The following is a 22,684-nucleotide window of genomic DNA, read 5'->3' as shown; positions in this document are numbered from 1 at the left end:
AGTGAGTGGAACGCATAACTGAGCTGAACCTCTTCCCATCGCGAAGTCGCAGTGGCCCGTAACGGCGCGAAAAAAGCGCCGTTTCTCTGTCGACGGCGCCGTGCGACCCCGCAATTGTTAGCGGCGGCGAAAGAGCCGCGCAACGAGGTGACCTACTACCCCACGCCGTTCCGCGCGGGAGAGCCGTGGAGGGAAAGCCCTATTCACCGGGCAACCGCGAATGCGGCATCACTAGAGAAAGCCGTAAGTGACCCGGGTCTCATGAGGGGGCTCACACCGCGGGCTCTTTCGCCGCACGCTCCGCGAGCGTGCGCATACGGTGTGGAGACGGGATCGGGGGCCGCCGCTCCGGCTGACGCGGCGGCCCTTTCCGCCCGCTACCGCCCGGTTCTCAGCCGGGCCCGGGAGCCGAGCGCGGTCGCCACGACTCCGATCAGCCCGAGTGCTTCCGGACTGAGGGCCGGCGAGCAGACGGCGACCACAATGATCACGACCACGATGGTCAATGCGTCGTTCAGCTGATCGGCGAGAGGATGCCGACGGGGAATCCTCCGCCGCCGCCTTTCCATGCTCTTCTTCTGTCCGCCCATCACGATCACTCCCCTAACCTTCGCGGCTGGGATGCCAGCGGTCCAAATGAGGCTCCGCTTACCCGAACTGTGCAGGTATATAGACGACTAATCAAATACGAGGGGGGTTAATCACCCTTGTGTCGCAACGAAGGCCGGCCCGCGGCCGGCTCCAGACCCGCCGCCGGAGCGCCGGAGCCGGGTCGCGCAGCCCGCCGCGCCCGGAGCGACCGGCTCGCCGCCGACGGTCCCGCGAAGTACCGCCCCGCAGGTCCCACGAAACGCCGAGTATCGGACATTCGAACTCCGCACCCCGCGCCCCGGCTCCGAGCCCGCCGGGAGTGCTGTACACCAGGTAGTCGCTGCTTGGCGTTCAGTTACCAGATCCCCGGGGTTCGCCCGCTGGGCGACAACGCTTGTTCGCATTGCGAACGCAGTTGACCGAAAATGTCCGTCATTTTTGACTGGGCGGGGTGTCATCCCCAAATGTCTGTCAAATGTTGTCAGTGAAGGCCAGCGACGGTGCCGGCCCCTTACGGAACCACGACTTCCGACTGCTGCTGGCCGGGGCCTCGGTGAGCCAGATCGGCGCGCAAGTGACCCTGGTGGCCCTGCCGTTGGTCGCCGTCGTCGAACTAGAGGCGTCCCCCTTGCAGGCCGGCATGCTGACCGCGGCCGAGACGGGGGCGTTCCTGATCGTGGGGCTGCCCGCCGGGGCGTGGGTGGACCGGATGCGGCGACTGCCCGTGCTCGTCCGGGCCGACGTCGTCCGGGCGGTGGCGATGGCGAGCCTGCCGCTCGCCGCCTGGGCCGAAGTGCTGACGATGACTCAGCTCTACGCGGTGGCCCTGGTCACCGGTCTGGCCACGGTCTTCTTCGACATCGCGCACCAGAGTTACCTGCCGGTCCTCCTGCCGCGCGAGCAACTGGTCGCGGGCAACGGCGCCCTGGAGACCGCGCGTTCGTCCGCGCAAGTGGCCGGTCCGGGACTGGGCGGCGCCCTGGTGCAGGCCCTCGGGGCGCCCTTCGCGCTGATGGCCGACGCCGTCGGCTACCTGCTGTCGGCCTTCTTCCTCCGCGGCATCCGCGCCCACGAGGAGCGGCCCGAGCCCGTCGTGGGGGTCTCCCTGCGCGCGCAGGTCGGTGAAGGGCTCGCGTTCGTCCTCCGCCACCCGGTCCTGCGCGTGATCGCCTGCGCGACGGCGGTGTCGAACTTCTTCACCGCCATGCTCATGGCCGTCCAGACGGTGTTCCTGGTCCGTGTGCTCGGCCTGCCGCCCGGCGTGATCGGCCTGATGATGTCCGCCGCGGCCGTCGGCGGACTGGCCGGCGCGCTGTGCGCCGGCGTGCTCTCCCGTGCGGTCGGGCAGGCCAGAGTCATCTGGCTGTCGACCGTCGTGACCGGTCCGTTCGCCCTTCTGTGGCCGTTGGCCGGCCGGGGGGCCGCCGCCGCGTGGTTCGCACTCGCCACTGCCGCGGTCTTCTTCGGAGGCGTCGTCTACAACGTCGCCCAGGTCAGCTTCCGGCAGATGCTCTGCCCACCGGAGCTGCTCGGGCGGATGAACGCCACCTTGCGCTTCCTGGTGTGGGGCACCATGCCGCTGGGCGCCGTGGTGGGCGGGGCGGTGGCCGGCACGGCGGGCCCGCGAGACGCCGTCTGGCTGTGCGCGGCCGGAATCCTGCTGGTGCCGGTGCCCCTGCTGCTCTCCCCGCTGCGGCGGATGCGCGACCTCCCGGCCCCGGCCGGCACCGTGACCCCCTAGGGCGCCCCCTCCGCGCTCCCCTTCCCCGCCGCAGGAACGTGCCGTCGCCTCGTCGTGCCCGTGCCCGTCACCCCCCCCCTGGCGTCCTCGTCCTCTTCCGAGCCATCGCGCCCCGCGGCGCGCGGAGGTCATCGTGCAGTCCAGCAGCATCACTTCGTCCTACCTCGCCGGCTACCGGCGCGTCACCGGGGGAACCCGGGGGGCCGCGGAGGCCGAAGGCCCGGGCGGCTCCGGCGCGCTGCTGCCCGTCACCGGGGCCCAGCGGCGGTTCCTCCTGGCACGCCGCCTGGACCCCGCCGGACGTCCGGCCCTGGTCCCGCTGTTCTTCACGTTCCCCGCCGGGGCCGTCGACCCGGACCGGCTGCGTGCGGCCGCCCTCCACCTGGCCGCCCTCCACCCGGCGCTGCGGACCCGGCCGCTGGTACGGCGCGGCGTTCCCCTCCAGCGCGTGACGGAGCCCGAGGCACACGTCGGTCGCGTGCGGCCGCGCCCCGGGGAGCGGGCCGAAGGAGCCCTGCTGCGGGCACTGGCCCGGTGGCCGGCCGAGGGGCCGCCCCTGAGGCTGTTCCTCGCCGGCGACGGGGACGGGGAGGAGATCCTCGCGGTGGTCCTCGACCACGTGGCCTGCGACGAGCAGTCGCTCGGCCGGGTCCTCGCGGATCTCGGCGACGCCTACCGCGACCGCCTGGGCCCGCACGACGTGCCGGCCGACCGGGCGGAGGCGGGGCTGGCCAGCTACCGCGACGCCGTCCTCCTTCAGCTCGACGCCGAGGACGGGGGCTCCGGCCCCCGCGCCCTCGCGCACTGGACGCGGCGGCTCGCCGGGCTCCGGCCGCCCGGACCGGTCCCGCACGAGGGCACCTCCGCGGGCACGGGCACCGCCCGGCGCCGGCTGCCGCTCGGCGTGGCCGGCGGCCGGGCCGCGGCCTTCCCGGCCGTGCTGCACGCCTGCGCTCGCGCGGCCCGCACGCTCCACGGCCCGGACCGCGTCGCCGCCCTGGGGTACCCGTGGGGCGGCAGACCCGCCGCGGCGGCGCCGGTGCTCGGGTGCTTCCTCAACACCGTCGTCCACCCGGCCGACGACGTGGGCCCCGGCGAACGGGCCGTCGCCTGGTGGGACGACCTCGACCACGCCGACGCGCCGTTCGACTCGGTGGTCCACGCGGCCCGCGGCGCCGGCGTGCCGTGGTCCGGGCGGCTCGACGGGCTGCTCACCTTCGAGGACCTCGGCCGCCGACCGCCGCTGCGGCTGGGTGACGCCACCGGACGCGAGACGCACCTCGACGACCGGCCCCTGCCGGCGCCGTTCGCCGTCTCCGTCTCCTACGGCACCGACGTGCTCGTCCGCATGGCGTGGGACCGGGCGGCCGTGCCCGACGGCCTCGCCCGGGACGCCTTCGAGACCCTGCTGGACACCCTGAGCGCCGCGCCGGCGAGCTGAGCCACCCTCGGCCCCCGCGCCCCCGCCCCGGCCCCGCCGTCCGACCGACGCAACGGGGTCACCGGGCCCGGCCGCCCCGGCACCCGGGCGGCCGGCCACCGACCTACCGACCGGAAAGGTTGACCATGTTCGGACTCTCCACATCCCAGGAGATCGTCTGGCTGCACGAGCAGATGCTGCCCGGCAGTCGCGCCTACAACTTCACCGCCACCATCGACCTGCGCGGGAGGCTCGACGAGGCCGCGCTGCTCGACGGGCTGGCCGCCGCCCTCGACCGGCACCCGGGGCTGCGCCTCGAACTCGTCGAGAACGCAGGCGCGCTGCCCGGCCAGCGGGTGCGGCAGGGCTGCGCGCCCCGGCTGCGTTCGGCCGACCTCAGCGGCGAGGACGACCCGGAGGCCGCGTTCGCGCGGCTGCTGCGCGAGGAGGCCGAGACGCCGCTGGACGTCCACGAGGCACCGCTGCTGCGCTGGTGCGTGGTCCGCCTCGGCGCGGACCACCACCGGATCGTCCACGTCGAACACCACCTGGTGCACGACGGGCACTCGTTCGCGATCCTGCTCCACGACGTCTTCAGCGTCTACCGGGCGCGCGTGCTGGGCGAGCCGGCCGCGCTGCCGCCCGCCCCCTCGTACGAGGAGCACGTCGCGGCGGCCCACGGCCCCGGGCGCGAGGAGCGGCGCGAGGCGAGCCTGGCCCACTGGCGGCGCGAACTGGCCGACGCCTCCTTCGACATGCCCCTGCCCGGCCTCGCCCGGCCGGGGGCACGGCGCCGGCACGCCGGCGGCCAGCTGCGCCAGGCCCTCGACGCGGAGCTGGCCGAACGGCTGCGCGCCCACAGCCGCGCCCAGGGCCACACGCCGTTCTCCACGCTCCTCACCCTCTTCGCCGAACTGCTGCGCCGCCACAGCGGCCGCGCGGACCTGGTCGTCGGCACGGCCGTCGGCAACCGCCCCGAGGGCTTCGAGACGGCCACGGGCATGTTCGTCAACACCATCCCGCTGCGTCTGCGCCTGGACCCGGCGGCCGGTGCCGACGAGGGCGTGGACGACGTCACCGACGGGCTCATCCGCGCCCTGCCGCACCAGGACGTGCCGGTGCAGGTGCTGACGCACGCGCTGGGCCTGCACACCGGCGGTGCGGACAACCCGCTGTTCAGCGTGATGTTCAGCGCCCACGACGCGGCGCTGCCCGAGATCGACGTACCGGGCCTGGAGGTGTCGCTGTTCGAGGGGTTCAACACCGGCACGACCCGCTTCGACCTCGACCTGGTGCTGCTGCCCGACGACCGTCGCACGGTCGGGCCGCGCCAGGGCCCGGCCGGCATGACGCTGGTCTGGGACTACGACCGGGACCTCTTCGACGAGGACACGGCGCGGCTGCTCTCGGAGCGCTTCCTCGCTCTCGTCCGGGCGTATCTGGCGGCCCCCGCCACACCGCTGGCGGCCCTCGCCGCCGAGGTGACGCCCGCGCCGGGCCCCGTGGCACCGGAGGTGCGGCCCGACGAGGTCCTGGACCCGGTCGCGCAGGCCGACCCGGCCCTCGTGGCACTCGTCAGCGGCGCCCGGAAGATCACCTACGGCGAACTCGACGGGCTGGTGGAGGAGCTGGCCGGGCGGCTGCGCGCGGCGGGCGTGACGGCGGGAGCGCCCGTCGCGGCGGTCCTGCCGCGCGGCGTGGACACCGTGGTGACCCTGCTGGCCTGCCTGCGCACGGGAGCGGTGTACTGCCCGCTGTCCCCCCGCGACCCGGCCGGCCGCCTGGAGACGCTGCTCGGCCGCCTGCGCCCGGCCCTGGTCCTGGCCGACCGCGCGAGCGCCCTCGCCCTGCCCGCCGAGGGCCTGCCCGTCGCCCTGGTCGACGGCGCCGGCGCCTTCCCCGCCGCCGTGCCGGCCGTGACGCTCGACGGCGCCGCCTACGTCATCCACACCTCGGGTTCCACCGGGCTGCCCAAGGCCGTCGTCGTGGGCCGGCGCGCGCTCGCGCATCACGCGAGCGCCGTGGCCGGACGGTTCGGACTGAACGCGCGGGACCGGGTGCTGCTGTTCGCCCAGCCGGCGTTCGACGTGGCGCTGGAGGAGGTCCTGCCCTCCCTGCTGGCCGGGGCCGCTCTGATCGTGCCGCAGCGGGAGGTGCCGACGGCACCGGAGCTGGTCGCCGTGCTGGCGGCCCGCCGGGTCACCGTCGCCAACCTGCCCACGAGTTACCTGCTCGCCGTGCGCGAGGAACTGTGCGAGGCGCTGCGGGACGGGCTGTGGGAGCCCCGGCTGCTCGTGGTCGGCGGCGAGCGGCTGCCGGCCGCCGCGCTCCGGAGCGTGCTCGACGCCACCGGCGCCCGCGTCCTCAACGCCTACGGGGTGACCGAGGCGACCGTCACCTCGACCGTCCACGAGGTCCCGCGCGAGGGGATCGCGGACGGCGAGGGCGCCGAGGTCCCGCTGGGCACCCCGCTGGCCGGCACGGCGGTGCACGTCCTCGACGGCGGGCTGCGCCCGCTGCCCCGGGGCGCGGTCGGTGAACTGGCGATCGCCGGCGTGGGCCTGGCCGACGGCTACCTCGGGGACGAGGCGACGACCGCGGCCCGGTTCGTCACCGTGCCGGCGCTCGGCGGTGAACGCGTGTACCTGACCGGGGACCTCGGCTACCGGGACCGCGACGGGCTGGTGTGCTTCCTCGGCCGCCGCGACAACCAGGTCAAGCTGCGCGGGTACCGCATCGAGCTGGAGGAGGTGGAAGCCGCCGTCTCCGCCGTCCTCGGCGGGCGGTCGTGCGCCGTCGTCCCCGGCCGGGACGCGGCCGGCGGTCCCTGCCTGACCGGTTTCCTCGACGGCGGCGGGGAGGTGGACCGGGCGCTGCTGCACGAGGGGCTGTCCGAGCGGCTGCCCGCGGCGCTCGTGCCGGCCCGCTGGATCCGGCTGGAGACGATGCCGCTGCTGCCCGGCGGCAAGCCGGACCGGGCCGCGCTGGGCCGCGTCGCCGAGGAGCGCGCGGCGGACGCGGAGGACCCGGCGGCGACCGGGCAGGCCGCCGCCGGCGACGGCGACCCCGCGCTCGCCCTGCTCGGCGAGGGCTGGCGGGAGGTCCTTGGCCACGACCGCTTCTCGCCGTCGTCGCACTTCTTCCAGGTCGGCGGTCACTCCCTGCTGGCCGCCCAGCTCGCCGCCTGGCTGGAGCCGCGGCTCGGCAGCCGCCCGCCGCTGCGCGTGCTCTTCCAGCACCCCGTCCTGGCCGACCAGGCCCACGCCCTGGCGGAGGCGGCCCGATGAGCACGGCCCCCTCGTCCGTCCTGGAGACGGAACACCGCGAGATCACCGAGGCTTTCATGTCCTTCGTCCGCCGGGAGCTGGTGCCGCTGTCGGCCGAGCTGCCGGAGACCTGGGGGATGCCCCCGGCGGACCTGCGCGCCCACGTCCGCAAGCGCTCGGCGCGACTGGGCTTCTACGCCGGGGATTATCCCGAGGAACTGGGCGGCTCCGGCATGCCGTTCACCGCGGTGGTGCTGCTGCACCAGGCCGCCGGGCGCAGCGGCTGCCCGCTGGCGCCGTACGCGCTGGCGGGATCGGACGGGCCGAGCCCGCTGCTGCGCCAGGGCACCCCGGAGCAGGTCGAGCGCTATCTGAAGCCGCTGGTGCGGGGCGAGGCGACCCGCTGTCTGGCGCTGACGGAGCCGAACGCCGGGTCCGACGCCTTCCACCTCACCAGCACGGCCACCCGGCAGCCGGCCGGCGACTGGGTGCTGACCGGCCGCAAGACGTTCGTCAGCAACGCCGGGCACGCGGACTTCGCCATCGTCGTGGCCCGGGCCGCCGGCGGGAACGGCGAGGACGGGCCGACGGCCTTCGTGGTGGACATGGACCATCCCCGGCTGCGGATCGGCCAGCGCTACGACGGCATGTCGGGCGAGGAGCTGTGCGAACTGGTGCTGGACGACGTGCGGGTGCCCGCGGAGGCCGTCGTCGGCGGCGAGGAGGGCATCGGCGCGGCGCTCGGCCACGGCATCGACAGCCTCTCCCGCGGGCGCCTCGTGGTGGCGGCGATGTGCGACGGCATCGCCGAGTACGCCCTGGAGCTGGGCGTCGCCTACGCCCGGGAGCGGCGGGCCTTCGGGGAGCGCATCGGCGCCTACCAGCACGTGCAGGAGCACCTGGTGGGCAGCCGGGCCGAGGTGGAGGCGGCGAAGCTGCTGACGCTGGCGTGCGCGCGGCTGGTCGACGGGGGCGTGGAGGCCCCGGAGAACGCCGCGCTGGCCAAGCTGACCTCCTCGGAGACGGCGGTCCGCGTCGTCGACCGGTCGCTGCGGGTCCACGGCGCGACGGGCTGGGTGCGCGGGCATCCCCTGGAGTTCCTGTACCGGTACGTCCGGATGATGACGATCATCGAGGGGACCTCGGAGATCCAGAAGGTGATCGTCGCGCGGGCCATGGGGCTGGGGTGAGCGGGCCGGCCGCCCGCGCCCTCGCCCCCTTCCCCCTCCGACGTCTGCGAACAGAGGAATCATGACCACTGCACCGAACACCGCGGCAGCCACCACCCCCGCCGGCGGGGAGCCGGCGCTCTCCGTCGCGTACGGCGGATCCGCCACCGCCCACGGCTGGGACGACGTGCTGGCCCGCTACGCGCACTGGGCCGGCCGGAACCCCACCGCGCCCGCCGTCGAGGACGGCGAACTGATGTGGACCTACGCCGAATTGGACGCCCTGGCCGCGCGGACGGCCGACGCGCTGCGCGAGCGGGTGCGCCCCGGTGACCTCGTGGGCGTGTGCCTGGACCGCTCCGTCGCGCTGGTCGCCACGGCCGTCGCCCTGGCCCGCCTCGGCGCCGTCTACCTCCCCCTCGGGCCGCGCCCCGGGGAGCGGAGGCTGGCCGCGGTGACGCGAGGGCTGCGCGTCACCTGTGTGATCGGCGCGCCCGGCGCGCTGCCCGGGGCGTACGGGACCGGCGAGCGGCTGGCCTTACCGCTGCCGGGGACCGGCGCCAACGCCCACGCCGAGGCCGTCGCCGCGTTTCCCGCCACGCCGCCGGGCGACACCGCCCTCCCCGGTGCGCCGGAGGGAACCTTCTACGCGGTGCTCACCTCGGGGTCGACCGGGGTGCCGAAGGCCGTGGCGGTGGCCGGGCCGGCGCTCGCCGCGCGGCTGCGCTGGTACGCCGACCGCGTCGGGGCCGGCCCTGGCGAGCGGCACAGCCTGCTGGTCGGCGTCTCCTTCGACCCGCACGTGCTGGAGCTGTGGACCGCCCTGACGTCCGGCGCCACCCTCACCGTCGCCCCGGACGACGTCCGCTGGGACCCCCGGACGCTCACGGACTGGTGGCGACGGGCCCGCGTCACCCTGGCCATCCTGCCGACCCCGCTCGCCGAGCTGGTGCTCGAACGTCCCTGGCCGGACCTGCCGGACCTGCGGCACCTGAGCATCGGCGGCGACCGGTTGCACCGCCACCCCGGTGCCGACGTCACGGCACGGGTGGACAACGCCTACGGGCCGGCCGAGACGGCCGTCGTGGCCACCACCCAGGCCCTGGAGCCCCGGGGCGGCCCCGGGGTGCCGGCGATCGGCACGCCCGTGGACGGGGCCGTCGTCTGCGTCACCGACGACGGCGGACGCATCGTGCCGCGCGGCGAGCCGGGCGAGCTGCGGATCGGCGGCACCGGCCTGGCGACCGGCTATCTGGACGCGTCGCTCACCGCCCGCCGCTTCGTGGCGCCGCCGCCGGAACTCACCGGTACGGACCGCGTCTACCGCACCGGCGACCGGGTGCGGATGCGCCCCGACGGGGTGCTGGAGTTCCTCGGCCGCATGGACGGCCAGGTCAAGGTGCGCGGCGCGCGGATCGAACCGGCCGAGGCCGAGGCGGCGTTCGAGGACGACGCCCGCGTCCTCGGGGCCGTGGTGGCAGCCGAGACCACGGCCGGAGGGGACACCCGGCTGGTCGCCTTCGTGCGGCCCGCACCCGGTGCGGACGTCCCGCCGGCGGCGGAGCTGCTGGAGGAGGTGCGCGGGCGGCTGCCCGAGCAGGCGGTGCCGTCGGCCGTCCACCTCGTGACGGAGTTCCCCCTCGACGCCAACGGCAAGGTGGACCGTGCCGCGCTGCTCGCCGGGCGCCGGCAGCGGCCCGCCGGCTCGTGGACGGCGCGGGGCACGGCGTCCCCCACTGAGGAGCTGGTGGTCGAGCTGTGCCGCCGGGTGCTGGGCAGGCCCGGGACCGCTCTGGAGGACAACTTCGTCGCGTGCGGCGGCAATTCCCTGGCCGCGGCCCGTCTCCTGACCGCCCTGGAGGAACGCTTCGGGGTGCGGCTGAGGGCGCCGCAGGTGCTGCGCCAGCCCGACCTGCGGGCCCTGGCCGCCCTGGTGGACTCCCGCCGCGAGGCGGCAGGTGTGACGAAACCTCAGGGCCACGCCTCGCCGGCGCCCGGCGCCCCCGGCGGCGTGCTGGGCCGGGTCCTCGACCACGCCCGTACCTCACCGTCGGCGCTGGCCGTCTCCGACGGCGACCTGGCCCTGACCTACGCGGAACTGACCGGCGCCGCCCGGCGGCTGGCCGGTGCCTTGCGGGCCCGGGGCGTCGGGCCGGGCACGGCCGTCGGGCTGCTGCTGCCGCACTCGGTGGGCGTCGTCGTGGCGCAGCTCGCCGTCTGGTGGGCCGGCGGCCACTACGTCCCGCTGGACGCGGCCTATCCCCGCGCCCGTACGGAGGCGATGGCGGCGCACGCCGGCGTCACCCTGATCGTGGGCGAGAAGGACCTGCTGGAAGCGGCGGGCACGCTGGCCGGCGACGTGCTGGCGCTGTCCGCGGCGGGCACCGTCGGCGGCGGTCCGGAGCCCACGGCGGAGGACCTGCCGGAGCCCTGCGCATACGACCCGGACGCGCTCGCCTACGTGATGTACACCTCCGGCTCGACGGGCCGGCCCAAGGGCGTGGGGATCACCCACCGGGGCGTGGCGGGGCTGACCGTGGCGCCGGACTACCTGACCGTCACGCCGCGGGACCGGGTGCTCTTCCACTCGGCGCAGGCCTTCGACGCCGCCCCGTTCGAGGTGTGGGTGGCGCTGGCCAACGGCGCCGCCGTGGTCGTCTCCACCGGTGACCGGCAGTCGTTCGAGAGGCTGGCGCGGGACGTGGAACGGCTGGGCGCCACCGTGGCGTTCCTGACCACCGCGCTCTTCCACCAGCTGGCCACGCGCCGTTCACCGGTCTTCGCCGTGCTGCGCGGTGTGGCCGTCGGGGGCGAGGCGCTGTCGGCGCGCCACGCACGGGCCGTGCTGCGCGCCCACCCGTGGCTGGAGCTGGTCAACGGCTACGGGCCGACCGAGGCCACCACCTTCGCCACCGCCCACCGGGTGCGCGAGGCCGACTGCGACGCCCCGCCGCCCATCGGCCGGCCGATCGCCGGAGCGACGGCGCACGTCCTCGACGGGCACGGCGAGCCGCTGCCCGCCGGCGTCCGCGGTGAGCTGTGGATCGGCGGCCCGCGGCTCGCCGCCGGCTACCTGGGCCGGCCCGACGTCACCGCCGAGCGGTTCGTCCGGCACCCCGCGGCGGGCCGTCTCTACCGCACCGGCGACCTCGTCTCCGCCCGCCCGGACGGCACGCTGGACTTCCACGGCCGCGTCGACGAGCAGGTCAAGGTCCGTGGCTTCAGGATCGAGCCCGGCGAGGTCGAGCACGCGCTGCGCGCCCATCCCCGGGTGGCCGACGCGGCGGTCACCGTGGTGCGGGCCGGCGCCGACGACGCGCGTCTGGCCGCCTTCGTGGTGCCCAAGTGCGGTGGGCACCTGGCCGTGGCGGCGCTGCGCGACCACCTGGCCGGGCGGCTGCCCGCACACCTGCTGCCCACGGCCTGGTCGGTCGTCGAGGACCTGCCCCTGACCGCGACCGGCAAGGTCGACCGCCGGGCCCTGGCCGACCGCCCGGTGCCCGGCTTCCCACGGCCCGAGGCGCCCCCGGCGCCGGAACTGACGCCGGTGCAGCAGGCCGTGGCCGAGGCCTGGGGCCGGGCGCTCCAGTGCGAGGTCACCGACCCGGAGGCCGACTTCCTCGCCCTGGGCGGGCACTCCCTGCTGGCGCTGGCCGTCGTGGACGACCTCCACGAGGACCTGGGGGTGGAGCTGACGCTCGCCGCGTTCTTCTCGTCCCCCACCGTGGCCGGTCAGGCGGTGCTCGTCGAGGAGGCGCTGGCCGCGGCGTACCCGGCGGGGACGGGCGCGGAAGGGGACGGGCGATGAGCGGCGACGCCTCGGCGGAGGTCCTGCGGCAGCGGGAGCTGCTCCGGCTCGCCCGGCGCGGCGCCGGCGCCCGGCCGGTGGCCCGGCCGCCGTCCAGGGAGGACTCCGGCCGCGCGCCGCTCTCGCACGCCCAGCACCGGATGTGGCTGATGGACCGGCTGGGCCGGGGCGGGGCCCTGTACAACGTGCCGTTCGCGACCCGGGTCCGCGGCCCGTTCGACGACGCCGCCTTCGAGACGGCCCTGACCGGGCTGGTGCGCCGCCACGCGGTGCTGCGCACGCGGTACGGCGGCCACGACGGCGAGCCGTACCAGGAGGCCGTGCCGGCCGGGCGGGTCCCGGTCGAGACGGTGGAGGCCGCGGGGGACGCGGCGCGGCGGCTGCTGGAGGCGGAGGCGGCACGCCCCTTCGACCTCGCCACGGGCCCGGTGCTGCGGGCGCTGGTCGTCCGGCACGCGCCGGACGACCACACGATTCTGCTGACGTTCCATCACATAACGGTGGACGGGGCGTCCCTGGAAGTGATCGCCCGCGAGCTGGACGAGGGGTACCGGGCGGCGCTGGACGGCGGCGGCCCCGGGCCGGAGCGCGACGCCGCGAGCTATGCGGAGTTCGCCCGGCGGGAGCGGGCCGGGGCGCCGGCGCTGGAGGAGGGGCTGGCGTACTGGACGCGGCGGCTCGCGCACGCGCGGCCGGTCCCCCTGCCGGGGGCCGCGCCGGGGGCCCGCGGCCGGGGCGAGGGGAGCGTCGTCCGCCTGCCGCTGGCGCCCGGCACGCTCGACGGGCTGCGGGCGACGGGCCGGGCGCACCGGGCCACACTGTTCACCGTGGTCCTCGCCGGGGCCTTCGCGGTGCTGCTGGCGGAGACCGGCGAGCGGGACCTGGTCATCGGCTGCGCGAGCAGCCACCGCGACCGGGCCGGGGCGCGCGACCTGGTGGGGCTGTGCGTCAACACCCTCCCCATCCGGCCGGACCTGTCCGGGGTGGAGGACTTCACGGGCCTGCTGTCGCGGGTGCGCGAGACGCTGCTCGAAGCACAGCGCCACCGTGATGTGCCCTTCGACCTGATGGTGCGGCGGCTCGGCGCCGGGGCGCGCGACGGCGGCGGCAACGCGCTGGTGGCCGTCACCGCCGACGTCCTGGGCAGGCCGCCGGTGCTCCGGCCGGCCGGCACGGAGTGCGAGCCCGTCGACGTCCCGCTGGGCACGGCCAAGTTCGCCCTCGGCTTCTGCCTGGAGGAGGACGCGGAGGGCGGCGGGGCGCACTGCGTGGTGCACCACGACCGCGGCCTGCTCGGCGAGGAGACGGCCCGGGGGCTGGCGCACCGCTTCGCCGGGCTGCTGGAGGCTGTGGCGAAGGACCCGGCGCAGCCGCTGTCCTTCGGTGGGCGCGGCGCGGAGGCGACCGTGCCGGCCGGCGGCGCGGCACCGGGTGCTCTGGGCGCCGCGGTGCCCGCCGTGCGGGACGTGTTCGGCGAACTGCTGGGCGAACGGCCCGCACCGGACGGCGACTTCTTCCTGCTCGGCGGGCATTCCCTGCTGGCGGTCCGGGTCGCCGACCGGCTCCGTGAGCGGCTTCGCGTCCCGGTGACGGGGCTCGACGTGCTGGAGCACCGCACGCCCCGGGCCCTCGGGGCGCTGCTGGACGGGCGGGCGCGGCAGCGGTCCGCCCGGCGCGCCTGCGCCGTCCCGGCCGGCTCCGCGCGCCCGGGCACGGTCCTGGTCACCGGCGGCACCGGCGGCGTCGGGGCGTTCGTCCTGCGGGAGCTGGCCGCGCGCGGGCGGCCCGTACGGGCGCTCGTACGGCCCGAGTCGGCACATCTGGTGGCGGCCGACGGCGTCGAGGTGGTCGAGGGCGACCTCGCCGACGCGGACGGTCTGCGGGCGGCGGCGGGCGGTGTGGACCACGTCATCCACGCCGCCTGCACGTTCACCTCCCCCGACGTGGACGTGGCGGCGATGCGGGCCCTGCTGGCCGGCTGGCGGCGCGGGTCCTTCGTCTTCGTCAGCAGCGTGGACGCCTACGGGCGGCCGGAGACGGCCGAGGTGTGCGAGGACACGCCGCCGCGGGAGCCGCTCACCGGCTACGGCCGGGGGAAGCTCGTGTGCGAGCGCCTGCTGTGGGAGGCGGCGGGCACCTCGGGGCGGGGCGGGGCGAGCGTGGTGCGGGCGCCCCTCGTGTGGGGGCCGCACCCGCGGTTGCGCGACCAGCTGCGCTGGGGGGCGACCGGCGAGGTCTTCCAGGCGGCGAAGGCCGGGGAGCCGGTCGTGCTCCCCCGGGCGGGTGCCGTGCCGGACTCCGGCGAGGAGTGGTCGGGAGTGCCGTGGGTGCACGCCGCCGCCCTGGCCCGGGTGCTGGTGGCGTGCGCGGAACGGCCGGAGCGCCGCACCGTCAACGCGGTCGGCGGTCACGTCGCCTGGGCGGACTTCGCCGCGGAGCTGATCCGGCTGCTGGGCAGCCCCAGCGAGGTCCGCCCGCCGGCGGACACGGACCCCGGCCTGCTGCACCGCCACCGCTACCGCGCCTCGGCGCTCACCGGGGAACTGGCCGAACGGCCGGGCGAGGACTGGCGTTCGGTGGTCGCGGCGATGCTGGAGGTCTGACCGCCGGACCGGTGCTACGCGTCGGGCCACCAGGACAAGTGCCCTGGTGGCCCGACGACATAACGTGCACCCGCCGTGGACAACGATGGCGGCCCGGGGAGGTTACGCGGCTCACGGACGGATTCCGGTGCCCCTGGGCCGGTGCCGGACCTCCCCGCCGGCCGCGGGCCGGCCCGGTCCGCCGCGGGCCGGGACGACCGACCGGGGCAGCTGCCCCTGCCCGCCGCCGCGGGCCGCCTTGCCGGGGCCCGTGGGGCCGGCCGGGACGTCGCGCCCCGCCCGCGCCGGCTTGACCTCGGCGCGCCGCTCCCGCCACCGGGAGTACACCCCGCTCTCCCGTCCCGAGGCGCGGTGGCGTTCGCGCACCCGGGCCAGGACGGCCTCGCCCACCGGCGCCAGCGGGCCGTCCCGGTGCCAGGCGAGCACATGGCGGTACCACAGCGGATCGCCCTGGAGGGGGCGGATCACGACGCCGGGCACTTCGAGGAACGTCGCCTGGCAGAGGCTCACCGCGAGCCCCGCCCGGACGATCTCGATGAGCACCCGGCCGTCGGCCTCGTACGGTATCCGCGCCCGGTGGTCGGTCAGGGCGAGGACCGAGGCCCAGTACTCGCGCGTGCGGTCGTCGGGCGGCGGGCCGGCCCAGTCCTCCTCGGCCAGCCGGTCCAGGCAGACCTCCTCCATGGCCGCGAGGGGGTGATCCGCGGGCAGGAGGGCGAAGACCGGTTCGGTGATCACGGGCTGGAGGACGACGCCGTCCGGCGGCACCAGTTCGTAGCCGGGGCTGTCACCGACGACCGCCGCCTCCAGCCGGTCCGCGGCGATGTCGTCGAGCAGGGACTGCGGGGCCTGCCCGGCCCGGGAGGTGATCTCGACGCCGGGCAGCAGGGACCGTACGGCCAGGGCCAGTCCGCTCAGCAGCGGGGCGCCCACGGAGCCGAGGCGGACGCGGTGCGGGGCGGAGCGCGTGCGTGTGGCGCGGGCGGTGGTGGCCAGCAGGTCGTCGACGCCCGGCAGGATGGCGCGGGCCCGGGTCAGGACGAGTTCGCCGAACGGCGTGGTGGTCACGCCCGTCTGGCAGCGCTCGAAGATCCTGCCGCCCAGCACGCTCTCGATCCGGCGCAGCTGGGCGCTGATGCCCGGCTGGGTGAGCCGCAGGGCCGCGGCCGCGCGGGTCAGGCTACCGGTCTCCGCGATGGCGCAGACCACTCTCAGATGACGGACCTCGAGCTCCATAACGCCATGTTATGGAGAGGCGGGTGCTTCTGGCAGGTCCCTGCCATCGGCAACCTTCTGCTCATCGTCAGGTCGAGGAAGACCGGGAGGCACAACGTGAGCAGACGGCGCGCCGCGCTGGCGGCGGGCATGGCGGTCCTGGGGCTGTTGGTCACCGCCGGCTGCGGGGGAGCGGGCGGCGCGGGCGGCGGACAGGACGCCGAGGCCAAGCGCGGCGGCACGCTGCACGTCCTGTCCAGCATCGACCTGGAGCACCTGGACCCCGCCCGCAACAACGTGACGTCCTCACAGGACGTCAGCCGGCTCATCTACCGCACGCTGACCACCGTCGCGGCCGCGCCCGGCAGGGACGGCGGGAAGATCGTGCCGGACCTGGCCACCGACACCGGCAGGCCCTCCGACGGCGCGAAGACGTGGACCTTCACACTCAAGGAGGGCGTGGCCTTCGAGGACGGCCGGGCCGTCACCAGCGCGGACGTCAAGTACGGCGTGGAGCGGTCCTTCGCCGCCGAGCTGCCCGAGGGCGTGCCCTACGCCCGGATGTGGCTGCGCGGCGAGTCGGACTACAAGGGCCCGTACAAGGACGACCGGGGCCTGTCCTCGATCGAGACGCCCGACGCCCGGACGATCGTCTTCCGGCTGAGCCGGCCGGTGGCGGACTTCGGCGCCGCGGTCTCCACGCCGTTGTTCTCCCCGGTGCCGAAGGACAAGGACAAGGGCGTCGGCTACGACGGCCGCCCCTTCTCCTCCGGCCCGTACCGCATCGAGCGGTTCGAGCCCAAGAAGCGGCTGGCGCTGACCCGCAACACCCACTGGGACCGGGCCACCGACACCGTGCGCAAGGCCATGCCCGACCGGATCGTGATGGACCTGAACATGGACCCGGCCGTCGTCGACCAGCGGCTGATCGCCGCCCAGGGCGAGGACGCGGACGCCGTCGGCTTCGAACCCATCGGCTCCGCCTCGGTGGGCCGGGTCCTCAGCGATCCGCGCGTCAAGTCCCGCCTGGTCAAGGGCGAGTCGGCCAACACCCGGTTCCTGTCGGTGAACACCCGGCGCAAGCCGCTCGACGACGTCCGCGTGCGGCAGGCCATCGCCTACGCGCTGGACAAGGACGCCCTGCGCACCACCCGCGGCGGCCCGGTCGCCGGCGACCTCGCCACCACGCTCCTGCCCCCCACCCTCACCGCGCACGTCGCCGACGACCCCTACCCCTCGCCCGGCGGCAAGGGCGATCCGGCCAGGGCCAGGAAGCTGCTGGCCGACGCCGGGCTGGCGGACGGCGTCGACCTGACCCTCGACACCTCGGCCACGGCCAGCGGCAAGGCGCAGGGCGAGGCCGTGCAGGAGTCCCTCGGCAAGGCCGGCATCCGGGTGCGGATCAACGAGATCAGCCAGTCCGCGTACTGGAGCACGGTCGCCAACACCGACCAGCAGCACGACCTGGCGATCGACGGCTGGACCCCGGACTGGCCGGGGGCCTCGACCTACCTGCCGACCATCCTGGACGGCAGGCTCATCACCCGGCAGGGCAACAACAACCACTCGCAGTACGACTCCCCCGACGTCAACGCCCGGTTCGACGCGATCGCCGCGATGCCCGACCAGGCGCAGGCGGACGCCGCCTACGGCGAACTGTCGAGGCAGATCATGCGGGACGCGCCGGTGGTGCCGTTCCTGTGGGACAAGTCGGCGGTCCTGACCGGCCCCAACGTCACCGGCGCCTACGGCCACATCGCCTACGTCGGCCGGCTCGACCTGGTCTCCCTGGGACTGAGGAAGTGACGATGTCCACAACCGCCGAGCCCCTCCCGGCCGCCGCCCGAACGGACGGCGACGGCGGCCGGGAGGCCCCCACCGTCGTGCGCCGCCTGCTGCGCAGGCCCTCCGCGGCGGCGAGCCTCGCCGTCATCGCGCTGCTGGCCGTCCTGGCCCTGGCGGCGCCCCTGATCACCCACTGGTACGGGGCCTCCCCGACGGCGTTCGACGGCAAGGCCGTCGACCAGGCGCTGGGTGGCCTGCCGCGCGGCACCGCCGGGGGGATCGGCGGCGAACACTGGCTGGGCGTCGAACCGGTCAGCGGCCGGGACGTCTTCGCCCGCATCGTGTGGGGCACCCGCGTCTCGCTGCTCATCGCGGTGCTCGCCACGCTGCTGTCGGTCACGCTGGGGACGTTCCTCGGCCTGCTGGCGGGCTTCCTCGGCGGACGCACCGACACGGTCATCGGCCGGACGATGGACCTGCTGATGTCCTTCCCCAGCCTCATCTTCATGATCGCGCTGATGGCGGCGGCCCCCGGCGCGGACCGCGAGCTGCTGCTGGTCGTCGTCCTCGGCTTCTTCGGCTGGCCCTACGTCGGCCGGATCGTGCGCGGTCAGACGATGGTGCTGGCGCACGGCGAGTTCGTGGAGGCGGCCCGGGCCCTGGGCGCCCGGCGCCGCGCCCTGCTGGTGCGCGAGATCCTGCCCAACCTCACCGGGCCGGTCCTCGTCGTCGCCACCGTCTCGATCCCGGGCTGCGTGGCCACCGAGGCCGGACTGTCCTTCCTCGGCGTGGGGGTGCGGCCGCCGACCCCGTCCTGGGGCCAGATGATCGCCTCGGCCGTCCCGTGGTACGCGGCCGACCCCGCCTACTTCCTCATCCCCGGCGGTTTCCTCTTCCTCACCGTGCTGGCCTTCAACGTCCTGGGCGACGCCGTACGGGACGAGCTCGACCCCGGGAGCAAGCAACGATGATCTTCTACCTGCTGCGCAGACTGGCCGTCGCGACCGCCATCCTGCTGACCGTCTGCGTCCTGACCTTCAGCATCTTCTACCTGATGCCCGCCGATCCGGCACAGGGGGCGTGCGGCAAGGCGTGCACCCCCGAACGGCTCGGGCAGATACGGTCGTTGCTCGGCATCGACCGGCCCGTGGACGAGCAGTTCCTCAGCTACCTGGGCGGCCTCTTCACCGGGCGCACCTACGGCAGCGGGCCCGGCGCCGTGGACTGCCCCTTCCCCTGCCTCGGCTTCAGCTTCCAGACCAACCAGCCCGTGTGGCAGCTGCTCACCAGCCGGCTGCCGGTCTCCCTGTCCATCGCGGTGGGGGCCGCCCTGCTCTGGCTGACCGTCGGCGTGGCGGCCGGTGTCGTCTCCGCCCTCCTCAAGGGCAGTCTCTGGGACCGCGCCGCGATGATCGCGGCCCTGGGCGGCATCTCCCTGCCGGTCTACTTCACGGCGCTGGTCCTCCAGTACGTCCTCGTCGTCAAGCTCGGCGCCCTGCCCTATCCGCGGGCGGTGGGCCTGGCCGAGGACCCGGGCGCCTGGTTCCAGTCCCTGCTCATGCCGTGGATCGCCCTGGCGATGCTCTACGCCGGGATCTACGCCCGCATCACGCGCGGCGAGGTCGTCGAGAGCCTGGGCCGCAACTACGTGCGCACCGCACGGGCCAAGGGGCTGGCCGAGCACACCGTCCTGCGCCGCCACGCGCTGCGCCCCGCCCTGATGCCCATCGTGACGATCTTCGGCATGGACCTGGGGGCGCTGCTGGGCGGGGCGCTCATCACCGAGTCGGTGTTCGGCCTGCCCGGGGTGGGCAAACTGGCGGCCGACGCCATCACCAGCGCCGACCAGCCCGTGATCCTGGGCGTCACCCTCTTCGCCGCCTCGTTCGTCATCCTCGCCAACGTCGCCGTGGACCTGGTGTACGCGGTGCTCGACCCGAGAGTGAGGGCCGTGGGATGACCCTGCTGTCCGTCAACGACCTGACCGTCTCCTTCCGTTCGGGCGTGCGCGCCGTGGACGGCGTGAGCCTGGAGCTGGACGCCGGCCGCACCCTCGGCGTGGTGGGCGAGTCCGGCTCCGGGAAGTCCGTGACGAGCCTGGCCGTCCTCGGCCTGTTGCCCGCCTCCGCCACCGTCGGCGGATCGGTCCGCTTCGACGGGCGGGAGCTGCTCGGCCTGGACCGAGGGGCCCTGCGGCGGCTGCGCGGCGACCGGATCGCGATGGTCTTCCAGGATCCGCTGTCCTGCCTGAACCCCTATTACACGGTGGGCTTCCAGATCGCCGAGGCCCACCGCGCCCACCGCCGCACCAGCCGCCGGGCGGCCCGCGAGGTGGCCGTGCGCATGCTGGAGCGGGTCGGCATCCCCGAGGCCGGGCGGCGGGCCCGGCACTACCCGCACGAGTTCTCCGGGGGGATGCGCCAACGGGTGATGATCGCGATGGCGCTGTGCCTGGAGCCCGACCTGCTGATCGCCGACGAGCCCACCACCGCGCTCGACGTCACCGTGCAGGCGCAGATCCTCCAGCTGCTGCGCGACCTGCGCGAGGAGTCGGGTACCGCCGTCCTGCTCATCACCCACGACATGGGCGTGGTCGCGGGCATGGCCGACGACGTGAGCGTCATGAACGGCGGCCGGGTCGTCGAACACGGTCCCGTGCGCGAGGTGTTCGGCCGGCCCGCCGACCCCTACACCCGTGGCCTGCTGGCCTGCGTCCCGCGCGTCGACGGGCCCGTGCCCCGGCGCCTGGCCACCGTGGAGGCCGGCTCATGAGCACTCCCCCGGCCGTGCGCACGGCCACCGCGCTGCTCCGGGCCGAGGACCTGGTCAAGCGCTATCCCGTCCGGCACGGGCTCACCCGGCGGCTCGCCGGGCACGTGGCCGCCGTGAACGGGGTGTCGCTGGAGGTGCGGGCCGGCGAGACCCTGGGCCTGGTGGGTGAGTCGGGCTGCGGGAAGTCGACGCTGGGGCGGATGCTCACCCGGCTGATCGAACCGACCTCCGGTTCGGTGTGCTTCGACGGCCGGGAGCTGTGCGGGCTCGGCGACGACGCGCTGCGACCGGTGCGCCGCGAACTCCAGATGATCTTCCAGGACCCGTTCTCGTCCCTCAACCCCCGGCAGACCGTGCGGCAGATCCTCACCGCGCCCTTCCGCTACCAGCACCTCCCGCCCGGCGAGCCGGTGGAGGCGCTGCTGGAGCGGGTCGGGCTGCGCCCGGAGCACGCGCGCCGCCATCCGCACGAGTTCTCCGGCGGGCAGGCCCAGCGCATCGGCATCGCCCGCGCCCTGGCCCTGCGGCCCCGGCTGGTGGTGTGCGACGAGCCCGTGTCCGCGCTCGACGTCTCCGTCCAGGCCCAGATCCTCAACCTGCTGGCCGACCTCCAGGACGAGCTCGGGCTCGCGTACGTCTTCATCGCCCACGACCTGGGCGTGGTGCGGCAGATCAGCACCCGGATCGCCGTCATGTACCTCGGCACGATCGTCGAGATCGCCGGCCGGGACGCCCTGTTCGCCCGCCCCGCCCACCCCTACACCCACGCGCTGCTGGCCGCCGTGCCCCTGCCCGACCCCGACGCCGAACGGAACCGGGAGCGCGTCGTCCTGCGCGGCGATCCCCCCAGCCCCCTGCAGCCGCCCAGCGGCTGCCCCTTCCGCACCCGCTGCCCCAGGGCGGACGAGCGGTGCGCGGCCGAGAAGCCCGTCCTGCGCGACCTGGCCCCCGGGCACCGGGTCGCCTGCCACCACCCCGAGGAGACACCCGCATGATCCGCACCCCCGGTCTCGCGATGACCGACCACCGGTTCACCGTGCCGCTCGACCACGCCGACCCGGGCGGGCGCACCATCGAGGTGTTCGCGCGCGAGGTCGTCGACCCGGCCCGCGCCGGGGAACGGCTGCCGTGGCTGCTCTACCTCCAGGGCGGCCCCGGCGGCAAGTCGCCCCGGCCGCAGAACGCCGCCACCCCCGGCTGGCTGCGGCACGCCCTGAGGACCCACCGGGTGCTCCTGCTCGACCAGCGCGGCACGGGGCGCTCCACCCCGGTGACCGCCCGGGCGGCCGCCGAGTTCCGCTCCGCCGCCGAACTGGCCGCGTACCTCGCCCACTTCCGCTCCGACGCGATCGTGGCCGACTGCGAGCTGATCCGGCGCCGCCTGTGCGGCGACCAGCCCTGGGAGAGTCTCGGTCAGAGTTACGGCGGTTTCATCACCCTCGCCTACCTCTCGCGCGCCCCCGAGGGCCTGCGGGCCTGTTACGTCACCGGTGGCCTGCCGGGCCTTTCGGCCACCGCCGACGAGGTGTACGCCCGCACCTATCCCCGGGTGCGCGACAAGAACGCGACGTACTACGCCCGTTACCCCGAGGACGCCGAGCGGGTCCGGCGGATCGCCGACCTGCTGGCGCGGGAGGACGTGCGGCTGCCGGACGGCGACCGGCTGACGGTGCGGCGGCTGCGCACGCTGGGCCTGGCCTTCGGCATGGGCGACGGCTTCGAGCGCGTGCACTGGCTGCTGGACGAGGCCTTCGACGGCGGCGGGCTGTCGGCGACCTTCCGCTACCAGGTCATGGCCCTCACCGGGCTCGTGGACAATCCGCTCTTCGCCGTCATCCACGAGGGCGCCTCCTACGGTCAGGGCGACAAGCCCACCGGCTGGGCCGCCGAGCGGGCCCTGGCCGACTTCCCGGAGTTCGCCGAGGACGCCGACCCGCTGCTGTTCACCGGCGAGATGATGTACCCCTGGATGTTCCGGGAGATCGCCGGCCTGCGCCCCTTCGCCGAGGCCGCGGACCTGCTCGCCGAGCGGGCCGACTGGCCGCCGCTGTACGACCTCGGCCGGCTGGCCCGCAACGAGGTCCCGGTGGCCGCGGTGGTCTACCACGACGACATGTACGTGGACGCCTCCCTCTCCCTGGGCACGGCCCGGGCCGTGGGGAACGTGAGCACCTGGGTCACCGACGAGTGGGAGCACGACGGCGTCGCCGCCTCCGGCGACCGGGTGCTCGCCCGTCTGATGGACATGGTCGCCGGCCGGGTCTGACGGCCCGCCCCTCCCCCACCGTGGACACGCTGCGCAAGGAGTGACGCC

The 22,684-nt window shown here is 75.4% G+C and carries 13 protein-coding genes and 1 pseudogene; 12 read left to right on the top strand and 2 right to left on the bottom strand.

Annotated elements, in window-relative coordinates:
* Window positions 1-377: 377 nt before the first annotated feature.
* Complete coding sequence (locus CYQ11_RS29030) at window positions 378-599, bottom strand: hypothetical protein (protein ID WP_099197863.1); 222 nt, start codon at window positions 597-599, stop codon at window positions 378-380.
* Between the two features lie 467 nt (window positions 600-1,066).
* Here CYQ11_RS29030 and CYQ11_RS29025 point away from each other — a divergent pair, with 467 nt between their 5' ends.
* The 6 genes from CYQ11_RS29025 (at window position 1,067) to CYQ11_RS29000 (ending at window position 14,598) form a co-directional block, all read left to right on the top strand.
* Complete coding sequence (locus tag CYQ11_RS29025) at window positions 1,067-2,332, top strand: MFS transporter (protein ID WP_099197864.1); 1,266 nt, start codon at window positions 1,067-1,069, stop codon at window positions 2,330-2,332.
* 133 nt (window positions 2,333-2,465) lie between these two features.
* Complete coding sequence (locus CYQ11_RS29020; protein WP_099197865.1) at window positions 2,466-3,773, top strand: condensation domain-containing protein; 1,308 nt, start codon at window positions 2,466-2,468, stop codon at window positions 3,771-3,773.
* Between the two features lie 125 nt (window positions 3,774-3,898).
* On the top strand, window positions 3,899-7,039 hold the full coding sequence (locus tag CYQ11_RS29015) for a non-ribosomal peptide synthetase (protein WP_099197866.1): 3,141 nt from the start codon (window positions 3,899-3,901) through the stop codon (window positions 7,037-7,039).
* Window positions 7,036-8,208, top strand: coding sequence for an acyl-CoA dehydrogenase family protein (locus CYQ11_RS29010; RefSeq protein WP_099197867.1), 1,173 nt, complete (start codon window positions 7,036-7,038; stop codon window positions 8,206-8,208). Before CYQ11_RS29015 ends, CYQ11_RS29010 begins: the two co-directional genes overlap by 4 nt.
* 61 nt (window positions 8,209-8,269) lie before the next feature.
* Window positions 8,270-11,995, top strand: coding sequence for an amino acid adenylation domain-containing protein (locus CYQ11_RS30545; RefSeq protein WP_240003193.1), 3,726 nt, complete (start codon window positions 8,270-8,272; stop codon window positions 11,993-11,995).
* Window positions 11,992-14,598: a condensation domain-containing protein gene (locus CYQ11_RS29000; RefSeq protein WP_099197868.1), complete on the top strand. Its 2,607-nt coding sequence runs from the start codon at window positions 11,992-11,994 to the stop codon at window positions 14,596-14,598. Before CYQ11_RS30545 ends, CYQ11_RS29000 begins: the two co-directional genes overlap by 4 nt.
* Before the next feature lie 111 nt (window positions 14,599-14,709).
* Here the strand turns inward: CYQ11_RS29000 and CYQ11_RS29300 are convergent, their stop codons facing one another.
* Window positions 14,710-15,834, bottom strand: coding sequence for a LysR family transcriptional regulator (locus tag CYQ11_RS29300; protein ID WP_099197869.1), 1,125 nt, complete (start codon window positions 15,832-15,834; stop codon window positions 14,710-14,712).
* A 96-nt stretch (window positions 15,835-15,930) separates the two neighbouring features.
* Here CYQ11_RS29300 and CYQ11_RS28995 point away from each other — a divergent pair, with 96 nt between their 5' ends.
* The 6 genes and pseudogenes from CYQ11_RS28995 (at window position 15,931) to CYQ11_RS28970 (ending at window position 22,636) form a co-directional block, all read left to right on the top strand.
* On the top strand, window positions 15,931-17,619 hold the full coding sequence (locus tag CYQ11_RS28995) for an ABC transporter substrate-binding protein (RefSeq protein ID WP_181143900.1): 1,689 nt from the start codon (window positions 15,931-15,933) through the stop codon (window positions 17,617-17,619).
* 2 nt (window positions 17,620-17,621) lie between these two features.
* Window positions 17,622-18,569 (top strand): ABC transporter permease, encoded by a 948-nt coding sequence (locus CYQ11_RS28990; protein WP_099197871.1) that lies wholly within the window; start codon window positions 17,622-17,624, stop codon window positions 18,567-18,569.
* Entirely contained in the window at window positions 18,566-19,558 is a 993-nt protein-coding gene (locus CYQ11_RS28985; protein WP_099197872.1) for an ABC transporter permease, read from the top strand. The genes CYQ11_RS28990 and CYQ11_RS28985 overlap by 4 nt, the downstream gene beginning before the upstream one ends.
* Window positions 19,555-20,346: pseudogene (locus tag CYQ11_RS28980) on the top strand (ABC transporter ATP-binding protein); the annotation flags it as partial. The gene CYQ11_RS28985 and the pseudogene CYQ11_RS28980, both read left to right, overlap by 4 nt.
* Before the next feature lie 20 nt (window positions 20,347-20,366).
* Window positions 20,367-21,365, top strand: coding sequence for an ABC transporter ATP-binding protein (locus tag CYQ11_RS28975; RefSeq protein ID WP_099197874.1), 999 nt, complete (start codon window positions 20,367-20,369; stop codon window positions 21,363-21,365).
* On the top strand, window positions 21,362-22,636 hold the full coding sequence (locus CYQ11_RS28970; RefSeq protein WP_181143899.1) for an alpha/beta fold hydrolase: 1,275 nt from the start codon (window positions 21,362-21,364) through the stop codon (window positions 22,634-22,636). Before CYQ11_RS28975 ends, CYQ11_RS28970 begins: the two co-directional genes overlap by 4 nt.
* The last annotated feature ends 48 nt before the right edge of the window (window positions 22,637-22,684 follow it).

The organism is Streptomyces cinnamoneus (genome assembly GCF_002939475.1).
GTDB classification, from domain to species: Bacteria; Actinomycetota; Actinomycetes; order Streptomycetales; family Streptomycetaceae; genus Streptomyces; species Streptomyces cinnamoneus_A.
This window is presented reverse-complemented; position numbering and strand designations above follow the sequence as displayed.

Excerpts from the sequence above, each read along its gene's own strand:
- CYQ11_RS29025 (WP_099197864.1), top strand. The coding sequence starts at position 1,067 with ATGTTGTCAGTGAAGGCCAGCGACGGTGCCGGCCCCTTACGGAACCAC.
- CYQ11_RS29015 (WP_099197866.1), top strand. The coding sequence starts at position 3,899 with ATGTTCGGACTCTCCACATCCCAGGAGATCGTCTGGCTGCACGAGCAG.
- CYQ11_RS29010 (WP_099197867.1), top strand. The coding sequence starts at position 7,036 with ATGAGCACGGCCCCCTCGTCCGTCCTGGAGACGGAACACCGCGAGATC.
- CYQ11_RS30545 (WP_240003193.1), top strand. The coding sequence starts at position 8,270 with ATGACCACTGCACCGAACACCGCGGCAGCCACCACCCCCGCCGGCGGG.
- CYQ11_RS29000 (WP_099197868.1), top strand. The coding sequence starts at position 11,992 with ATGAGCGGCGACGCCTCGGCGGAGGTCCTGCGGCAGCGGGAGCTGCTC.
- CYQ11_RS29300 (WP_099197869.1), bottom strand. The coding sequence starts at position 15,834 with ATGGAGCTCGAGGTCCGTCATCTGAGAGTGGTCTGCGCCATCGCGGAG.
- CYQ11_RS28990 (WP_099197871.1), top strand. The coding sequence starts at position 17,622 with ATGTCCACAACCGCCGAGCCCCTCCCGGCCGCCGCCCGAACGGACGGC.
- CYQ11_RS28985 (WP_099197872.1), top strand. The coding sequence starts at position 18,566 with ATGATCTTCTACCTGCTGCGCAGACTGGCCGTCGCGACCGCCATCCTG.
- CYQ11_RS28975 (WP_099197874.1), top strand. The coding sequence starts at position 20,367 with ATGAGCACTCCCCCGGCCGTGCGCACGGCCACCGCGCTGCTCCGGGCC.
- CYQ11_RS28970 (WP_181143899.1), top strand. The coding sequence starts at position 21,362 with ATGATCCGCACCCCCGGTCTCGCGATGACCGACCACCGGTTCACCGTG.